The 8,878-nt window shown below is 67.5% G+C and carries 7 protein-coding genes; 5 read left to right on the top strand and 2 right to left on the bottom strand.

Annotated features, from left to right (window positions below; translation table 11 throughout):
- Position 1 precedes the first annotated feature (1 nt).
- Genes ACFWFP_RS12400 through ACFWFP_RS12385 form a run of 4 tightly spaced genes read left to right on the top strand, consistent with a single transcriptional unit; the run spans position 2 to position 5,120 of the window.
- Complete coding sequence (locus ACFWFP_RS12400) at positions 2 to 1,213, top strand: cytochrome P450 (protein ID WP_379294823.1); 1,212 nt, start codon at positions 2 to 4, stop codon at positions 1,211 to 1,213.
- A complete protein-coding gene (locus ACFWFP_RS12395; protein ID WP_379294822.1) occupies positions 1,210 to 1,974 on the top strand; it encodes a thioesterase II family protein in 765 nt (254 codons plus the stop codon). The genes ACFWFP_RS12400 and ACFWFP_RS12395 overlap by 4 nt, the downstream gene beginning before the upstream one ends.
- On the top strand, positions 1,975 to 3,492 hold the full coding sequence (locus tag ACFWFP_RS12390) for an FAD-dependent oxidoreductase (RefSeq protein WP_379294821.1): 1,518 nt from the start codon (positions 1,975 to 1,977) through the stop codon (positions 3,490 to 3,492).
- Between the two features lie 38 nt (positions 3,493 to 3,530).
- Positions 3,531 to 5,120, top strand: coding sequence for an MFS transporter (locus tag ACFWFP_RS12385; protein WP_379294820.1), 1,590 nt, complete (start codon positions 3,531 to 3,533; stop codon positions 5,118 to 5,120).
- Positions 5,121 to 5,207: 87 nt separating this feature from the next.
- Here the strand turns inward: ACFWFP_RS12385 and ACFWFP_RS12380 are convergent, their stop codons facing one another.
- Both ACFWFP_RS12380 and ACFWFP_RS12375 read right to left on the bottom strand, forming a co-directional pair.
- Entirely contained in the window at positions 5,208 to 6,218 is a 1,011-nt protein-coding gene (locus ACFWFP_RS12380; RefSeq protein WP_379294819.1) for a FecCD family ABC transporter permease, read from the bottom strand.
- Positions 6,219 to 6,298: 80 nt separating this feature from the next.
- Positions 6,299 to 7,393: a FecCD family ABC transporter permease gene (locus ACFWFP_RS12375; protein ID WP_379294818.1), complete on the bottom strand. Its 1,095-nt coding sequence runs from the start codon at positions 7,391 to 7,393 to the stop codon at positions 6,299 to 6,301.
- Positions 7,394 to 7,544: 151 nt separating this feature from the next.
- Between ACFWFP_RS12375 and entS the strand changes: the two genes are divergently transcribed.
- Positions 7,545 to 8,861: an enterobactin transporter EntS gene (gene entS, locus ACFWFP_RS12370; RefSeq protein WP_379294817.1), complete on the top strand. Its 1,317-nt coding sequence runs from the start codon at positions 7,545 to 7,547 to the stop codon at positions 8,859 to 8,861.
- Positions 8,862 to 8,878: the final 17 nt, after the last annotated feature.

The following is an 8,878-nucleotide window of genomic DNA, read 5'->3' as shown; positions in this document are numbered from 1 at the left end:
CGTGTCGACTGCGTTGATCGATCTGGCCAGTCCCGAATACCGGCTGAGCCCGTGGGACATCTATCGGCGGCTGCGTGACGAGCACCCGGTGTACTACATGCCCGAGGGCAGCTGGGACGGCGAAGACCTCTACGTGCTCAGCCGCTACGAAGACGTCGGCTTCGCACTCAAGGACAAGACCCAGTTCTCCTCGCAGATCCAGCACGACAACTACATGAACCTGCCCATGCTGGTGAACCGAGATGCCCCCGAACACACTCGCCTGCGCCACTCGACCAACCGCGCCTTCAACGCCCGGCTGGTACGCCAGCTCAGCGGCTGGGTTCGGACGTTGGTCGACGAACTGCTCACCGAGCTCTACCGCCACGACTCGGTGGAGTTCGTCGACGCCTACTCCACCGCGCTACCGCTGCGTGTCGTCGGCGGCATGCTCGGAGTCCCGCTCGACCGCAAGGCAGATCTGCGGCGCTGGTCGCAGGCGGTGATGAATTCCTTCGCGGTGTCGGCAGGCCTTGACCCCGACAAGGTGCCCGGCTTCTTCGAAGACATCGTCGAGTTCAGCAACTACATGGAAGAACTCGCACACGAACGCCGCGGCAAACCCAACCGTGGCGACATCCTCGGCGAACTGGTCGAGGAGCACGAAAGCGGTGCGCTGACGCGCGACGAAATGGTCACCATGGCATGGTCGTTCATCGCCGCAGGCCATGAGACCACCATGAACCTGCTCGGTGGCGGCATCGAGTTGCTGCTCCGCGAACCCGGCCTCGCGGCCGAACTGCGCGCCGATCCGAGCAAGACCGCGGCGTTCATCGAGGAGTACTTGCGGTTGAACAGCCCGACCCAGTGGCTGCTGCGCCGGACCGCGACAGAGCTCACCTTGCATGACACCACCATCCCCGCCGGTGCGCTGATCCATGTGGTGCTCGGGGCCGCCAACCGTGACCCCCGGCAGTTCGAGAACCCCGACGAGCTCGACCTGGGTCGACCGAATGTGAACCGGCACTTCGCCTTCGGCGCGGGCGCGCACTTCTGCCCGGGCGCGGCGCTGTCACGGCTGCTGGCCGAGACCACGTTCACCGCGTTCCTGCCGGTGCTCGACCGCTTCAGCCTCGACCCCGAACGGCCCGCGCAGTTGCGCAAGCAGCAGGGCTCCTACGGGTTCTCCCAGATGTGGATGAAGGTCCATCCGCAGACAGCACAGGCACTGTGAGTACCGACCTGGCGCTTCGGTGGTTGCGGGAGTTGGGGTCTGGCGCGCCGGGCAGGCCCGTGCTGGTGTGCCTGCCGCACGCCGGTGGAACGGCGGGGTTCTTCCGGCCGCTGTCGGTGACCCTCGCCCGGACCCACCGGGTGCTCGCCGTGCAGTACCCCGGGCGCCAGGATCGGTTTCGTGAACCGCTGATCGGGGACGTCGAGTCGATGGCAGAGGAAATCGCCGACGTGCTGCGCACCACTGTGGCCGGCCAGATCGAACTGCTCGGTCACAGCATGGGTGCGCTGATCGGCTTCGAAGTCGCGCGCTTGCTCGATACCGATGCGAACACGCAGGTTCGACACTTGACGGCCACCAACGCGCGTCCTCCCGCGTCGTCCTCGCCACGTCCGTATCTCCACGAGTTCGGCGACGCGCAGTTCTTGGAGCGGATCAGCGCGCTCGGTGGGACCGAGTCGAGCATCTTCGATCATCCCGAAACCCGGGCGATGTACCTGCCGTCACTACGCAGTGACTATGGCGCGGTCGAACGCTATCGGGCTGCCGAATCGGCGGACGTCGGGTGCGGGATCACCGTGCTCGCAGGGCTGCGCGACCCCCTGGTGCCGGCGGCGACAGCGCGAGGTTGGCGCGCCCACACTCGCGGTCGGTTCCGAGTGCGCGTGCTCGACGCCGATCATTTCGGCGTCCACCGCAACTCTGCTCGACTCGCCACCGAACTGCTGGCCGGAGCGAGCCTTCGGCAGAAAGACAATTGAGTGACAACGACGAACACCACCCGGCGCGAAGTCCTGCTGGCCGCGGCCGGCGTGCTGGCGGCTGCCACCCTGCCGATCGCACGAGCGCCGATGAGCCGGGCCCAGCCACGCGCGGACGTAGTAGTCATCGGTAGCGGGTACGCGGGTGCGGTCACGGCACTGCGCTTGGCGCAGAAGGGAATATCCTGCGTTGTCCTCGAGCGAGGACGACGGTGGCCGATCACCGCGGCCGGGGATACCTTCGCCACGGCAGTCGCTCCCGATGCCCGTGCTGTGTGGCTGCCGGGAGTAGCCACCGGCGTGCTCGAAGTCGTCACCGGCTCGGGCATCAACTGCTTCGCCGGCGCGGGCGTGGGCGGCGGGTCGCTGGTGAACTACACGGTGATGATGACCCCGGAAGAAGACCTGTTCACGGCCAGTTTCGGCGATCGGCTCGACTATGACGAGATGGTCAACCGCTGGTATCCACGCGCACGTGAGCTCATCGGATGCAGCCCGATTCCCGATGATGTCCTTGCCGCAGGCCAATACTCGGCTGCCCGTGCCTTCGATGAGGCGTCTCGGCGCGCGGGTCTGGAAGTGCGGCGTGTGCCGATGGCCACGGACTGGGACGTGGTGCGCGAGGAGATCGGCGGCCGAATCGGTCCGTCGGCCACTGCCGGGGACTGCATTCTCGGGGTGAACAGCGGCGCCAAGCTCAGCGTCGATCGCACCATCCTTGCCGCGGCCGAGGCGACAGGGCTGGTCACCGTCCTTCCTCTGCACTCGGTGACAGACGTCCGCGCCGACGGCGATCACTACTCGCTCACCTGCGCGGTTCTCGACACTGCGGGCCAGACGCGCTCCACTGCCGAATTCCACTCCAGCACGGTGGTTTTCGCCGCGGGATCAATCGGTACCTCGAAACTGCTGGTCCGTGCACGAGCCCGGGGCGATCTGGCCCGGCTGCCCGCCGATGTCGGGCGCTACTGGGGTTCCTCGGGCGACCATGTCACTGTTCGGCTCGGCAGGACCGCGGACGGACAGGGCGGACCGGCGCACATCGTCGCCCTCGACTGGCGCAGCGGTACGACACCGACCACCCTGCTGAATTTCCCCCTCGGCGTGCCGGTCCTCGGCGGTCTGAGCCAAAACGCGTTGGCAGTCAGCATCACCCCGCCATCGGGCTCACTCGTCTACGACGCGGGCCTCGACCGAGTCGAGTTGCGCTGGCCGGCCGATGACCCCGAAATCGGCCGGGTAACAAAGGATATCGGCACCATCCTGGCCAAGATCGGCGCGGTGACTTCGGGCGCGGCCCCTGCACTCGCACTACCTGCGGTGACCTCACACCCGCTGGGTGGTGCCGTACTCGGCACGGTGACCGACAGCTACGGGCGCATCGACGCGCATCCGGGCCTGTATGTCGTGGACAGCTCACTCGTTCCCGGATCGACCGGGGCGGTCCCGCCCGCATTGACGGTGACCGCACTGGCCGACCGATGCGCGAGTGCGCTGGTCGCGGACCTGACTCGGTGACCCCTCGACCCGCACAACGATATCCGGATGGAGAAACCGTGACAGTGTCTGTGGACCTCACTCCCGAAACCGACCGCCGCGCCGCAGGCTGGACGTTGGCGGCGGTCGCCATCGCGACCTTCATGCTCATGCTGGACCTCACCGTGGTGAACGTGGCGCTCTCGGACATTCGGGCCACGTTCGATTCCACTTTCACCGAGCTTCAATGGATACTCGACGCCTACGCGCTCGGTTTGGCCACGGTGCTGCTCGCTGCCGGGTCGCTGGCCGACCGGATCGGGCGGCGCCGGGTATTCCAATACGGCATGGTCGTTTTCACCCTCGCCTCCCTGGCCTGCGGGCTGGCCACCAGCGACGCCGTGTTGATCGGCGCGCGGTTCGTCCAGGGGCTCGGCGGTGCGGTCTTGTTCGCGGTCGGCCCCGCCCTGCTCGGGCACGAGTTTCGCGGCAAGGACCGGGGCCGCGCGTTCGGTGTCTTCGGCGCAGTCGTGGGGTTGGCGATCGCGTTCGGCCCGTTGATCGGCGGAGTGCTCACCGAGACATGGAATTGGCGCTGGATCTTTCTGATCAACGTGCCCTTCGCGGTGATCGCCTTGCTGATCGGCCGGCAGCGGATGCGTGAATCCTCCGACCGGGACGCGCCGAGAGTTGATTGGCTCGGGATGGCGACGTTCTCCTCGGCGCTGTTCTTCCTCGTCTTCGGACTGATGCGAGGTGAGACCGACGGCTGGACGAGTGTGCCGGTCCTCGGCAGTTTCGTCGCGACGGTGGGATTGCTGGTCGCGTTCGCTGTCATCGAGCGCCGCCGTGGCACCGACGCGATGGTCGATCTGTCGCTGTTGCGAAACCGGACGTTCAACGGCCTGTCGATCGTGGCAACGCTCTCGGCCATGTCGGTGATGCCTGCCCTGTTCCTGCTGATCTCGTATGTCCGTAACGTGCTGTCCTACACAGCCTTCGACAGCGGAATCAGGTTCTTGCCATTGACACTGACGCTGTTCGCCGCCGCAGTTGTCGCCGGAATCCTCACCGCCCGCGCCAATCCCGGGCTGCTGGTCGGTGCGTCGCAGCTGTTCATCGCCGCGGGTCTGGTCGCGGTGCTCTTGGTCGACGCGGCGTCGGATTGGACCGCGCTGATCCCGTCGATGCTGCTGATCGGCTTCGGCATGGGGCTGTTCAACCCGCCGCGTGCCGCGATCGCGATCGCGGTGGTCACCCCGGACAAGGCCGGGATGGCATCGGGCATCAACGAGACGATGCAGCAGGCGGGGATGGCCATCGGGGTCGCCGCGCTGGGGTCGCTGTTCCACAGCAGGGTCGAGACGGCGTTCCATGAGACCGAGGTAGCCGGCCTCATGGGTGCTCGCGCCGACGAGGCTGCGGAGGCAACCGCCGTCGGTGCGGGCCAGCAGGTCATCGACGCGGTGCCGACTCCCCTTGCCGCAGCAGTGGCCGACGCCGTCCGCAGTTCGTTCATTACCGGTCTGCACGAGGTCCTGGTCGGCGCGGCGGTCGTCGCCGGGTTGGCCGGTGTGGTGGCGCTGGTCTCGATTCGTCGACAGGATCTGGACGCGAACGCGCTCGCCGCGCCCGGGATACCAGTCGAGGTGAACGACGGCCACAGTTGACACAGCAGAGTCGATCACACTGCGCGACAGGATGATCCGCGCGCACGGCTGCCCATGTCGAAGGCCGATGAGGTGTGGCCGGTCGTTTCAGACGGTGTCGCTTCGACGGCGTCGAGTGATCAGGTGGATGAGATAGGGGGCGCCGAGCACTGCGGTGACGACGCCGACCGGTAGTTCCGTGCTGCCGAATGCCGCTCGGGAGATCAAGTCGGCGGTCAGGACGAGGATCGCGGCGAGAATCATCGACAGGATCAGCGGTGGACGTGGTAGTCGTGCCAGGCGTAGCGCGATCTGGGGCGCGCACAGGGCGACGAACTGGATCGGCCCGGACACCGCTGTCGCGACCGCGGCGAAGACCACGGCGGCCAGCAGCAGCACGCCGCGTGCCGGCGTCAGACGCACGCCGATCGCGCGGACGGTGTCGTCGTTGAATTGCAGTGCGCCCAGTGTGCGGGACCCGATCAAGGTCGGTGGGACCAGTATCGCGAGCGTGATCGCCAGGGGGACAGCGTCACTCCAGCCTCGTCCGTTCAAGCTCCCGGTCAGCCAGATCAGGGCGCGACCGGCGTCGTTGAGCTCGCCGACACTGAGCAACCACACGGTGGCGCTCGAGGCGATGGCCATGACTCCGACGCCGACCAGAAGCAGTCGCAGCGAATCGAGTCCGTCCCGGTAGGTGAGCCCGAACACGACGAGTCCGGCGAACAGCCCACCGACCAGCGCCACCGCGGGCAGCCCCGTGGTGCTCAGGATGCCGCCGGAGGTGCCGCCGAAGACGATGGCCGCGGTGACAGCCGCACCGGCGCCCCAGGTGACACCGAGGATGTCCGGGCTGGCCAGTGGATTTCGTGCGACCGTTTGGATGATCGCGCCGGACAGGCCCAATGCCGCGCCCACCAGCACAGCCGCGACGGCGCGCGGCATGCGCAGTTCGAGAACCGCGAGTCGATCGGCCGGGTGACCGCCGCCGAGCAGGACTGCCACGACCTCGGCCGGTGTCAGGGTGAATGCGCCGAGGCCGAGATTGACCACGAAAACAACGAGGAGAACGAGGGTCGCGACGATCACCAGCAGCAGTGGCCGTACGCGCAAAGCCATGGAGAACGCACCGATTCGCAGTGCGGGGCGTCGGAGCGAGGGCGGCGGTGCGGCGCTGACCCCGGTGCGCGAGCTGTGGTTCACAGTCGGACCAGCTTTCGTCGGCGCACCAGAACAACGAAGAACGGTGCGCCGATCAGCGCCAGCATCACACCGACCTCGATCTCGCCTGGCCGGGCGACGATGCGACCCACGGTATCGGTCAGCAGGACCAGGATGCTCCCGGCCAGTGCCGAGAAGGGGAGCAGCCAGCGATGGTCCGGTCCGGTGACCAGTCGGACCGCGTGGGGAACGAGCAGGCCGACGAACCCGATCGGCCCGCAGACCGCGACACTCGCGCCGACCAGGATCGTGATCGCGGTGATGCCGAGGATGCGCACCCGTTCCACGCTGTGACCGAGCGACCGGGCCACGTCCTCACCCAGCGCCAGCGCGTTCAATCCGGACGCGCCGGCGAGACCGAGCGCCAGCCCGATCACGAGAAACGGCAGGACCTGCACCACCAGGGGCATTCCGGCGACAGCGATCGATCCCACCTTCCAGAAGCGGAACGCGTCCAGGCTGCGCTGATCGAGCAGGACGACAGCGAACGTGATCGCTTGCAGCAGTGCGCTGATCGCGGCACCCGCCAGAACGAGCGTCAGTGGTGTCGGTCCACCTTTGCCTGCCGACCCGACCGCGAACACGATGACCGCGCCGAGGGCGGCTCCGGCGAAACCGAACCAGATGAAGCTGTGCAGATCGGTGATTCCGAGCGAGAAGGTCGCCAAGACGATGGCCAGGCCCGCGCCGTGGGTGATCCCCAGGATTCCGGGATCGGCGATCGGGTTGCGGGTGTGCCCCTGCGTCAGGGCTCCCGCCAAGCCGAGAGCCGCGCCGACCAGTGCGCCGATCACCGTACGGGGAACACGCAGATCTCGAATGATCATGTCGTCCTCGAGACCGGTCGGCGTGAGCAGCGCGTGCCAGACCGCGTCGAGCGGAATGGGCTTGGCGCCGATGCAGAGGCTCAGCGTGGCGCTCAGCACCAGAAGCCCGAGCAGCGCGATGATCTGGAGCGTGCGGGTGCGGTAGCGGGTCGCGGTGCGCTCGGGCACCGGGGAGTGCTCGACCACAGATGGTGCGGCGCCGGGATCGGCCGTCGAGACTCGGGCGCGCGACCCTGTGCGCCGCATCGGCGTATTCCTTTCGTGCACATCCAGATTCCGCTGGACTCGAATCGAAACTCTGCCCAACGATATCGGTGCTGAAGATCGAGAACCCCCCGAACGGCAATGAAATTTAGGTTAGGCTCACCACATCGTAGCTCGATGGCTGGAGGGGCTTGTGCGGCTGGGAGACGTGGTCATCGATGTCGGACCGCTGCGCGCCGCGCCCGAATTCCGGTTCGTCCTCGCCGCGCAGGCGATTTCGATGCTGGGCACGCATCTCACTGTCGTGGCGGTGAACCTGCAGGTCTATCAGCTCACCGGTTCCTCGTTGCAGGTCGGTGCGGTGGGGTTGGTCTTCGCGGTGGCGCTGCTCGTCGGCATACTGAGCGGAGGCGTGGTCGCGGACAGAGCCGACCGGCGCATGATCGCCGTCGCCACGCGGGCGGCGGTCGTGGTCGTCTTCGTGGGACTTGCCGTCAACGCGGCGCTGCCTGCTCCGCACCTCTGGGTTGTGTACGCCGCCGCCGTACTGGCGGGCGGTATCAACGGGCTGGGAGCTCCCGCGCTCATGGCACTCGTGCCCGCCCTGGTCGGCCCCGAGCGGTTGGCCGCCGCGGCCGCGTTGACTGCTCTCTCGATCCAGTGTGGTGCGGTGATCGGACCGGTGCTGGCCGGGGTGATCGCCGCGGGGCCCGGGCTGGCGGTGTGTTTCGCCCTCGATGCACTCTGCTTCGTGATCAGCGCGGTCTTGCTGTGCTTGCTCACCCCGGTGCCGCCGCCCGACATCGCGGAGGATCGGCATCCGATCCGCTCGATCGTCGAAGGATTGTCGTTCGTGCGGCGCGATCGCGTCGTCGGCGGCGTGCTGTTGATCGATACTCTGGCGATGGCAACGGCCATGCCGTACGCCTTGTTTCCGGAGTTGGCGAGCGAGCACTTCGGTGGTGGGCCGCAGACGGTGGGGCTGCTGTACTCCGCGCCCGCCGTCGGTGCGCTGTTCGCGGCGTTCGTCAGCGGGTGGGCCGGCCGGGTTCGCGAGACCGGCGTGGTGCTCATCGGCGCTGTGCTCGTCTGGGGTGTGGCGATCGCCTGCGTCGGGCTCACGGCGTCGCTGTGGGTCGCCCTGGCAGCCTTGGTCTTCGCGGGCTTGGCGGATACCACCTCGGAAATTCTTCGCAGAGCGCTGATCCAGCAGCGGACGCCGGATCGACTACAGGGCCGGGTCGCCGGCCTGTGGCTGGCGCAGGGAACGGTCACTCCCAATGTGGGCAATATGGCGGCAGGGGTGCTGGCGCGATTCCTGCCCGCGCCCGTCGTGCCGGTGATCGGCGGCCTGCTCTGTGTCGTCGCGGTGACAACGTTGTCGCTGCGCATGCCGGGTCTGCGCCGAGCGCGCCTGTCGAGTTCGGTCGACCCGCGAGCTGTCGATGCCGACTCCTACCCGCGCGAGGATGCTGCGGCACCGGATCACCTTGGCGGCGAACGTATTTGACGCATAGCCGCAAGGCT

Origin of the sequence: Nocardia sp. NPDC060249 (assembly GCF_042728755.1) — a bacterium.
Taxonomy (GTDB): Bacteria; Actinomycetota; Actinomycetes; order Mycobacteriales; family Mycobacteriaceae; genus Nocardia.
The sequence above is the reverse complement of the archived record's forward strand: the minus strand, read 5'-3'. Positions and strand labels throughout refer to the sequence as shown.

Coding starts and splice junctions, on each gene's coding strand:
- ACFWFP_RS12375 (WP_379294818.1), bottom strand. CDS start 7,393: ATGCGGCGCACAGGGTCGCGCGCCCGAGTCTCGACGGCCGATCCCGGC.
- ACFWFP_RS12380 (WP_379294819.1), bottom strand. CDS start 6,218: ATGGCTTTGCGCGTACGGCCACTGCTGCTGGTGATCGTCGCGACCCTC.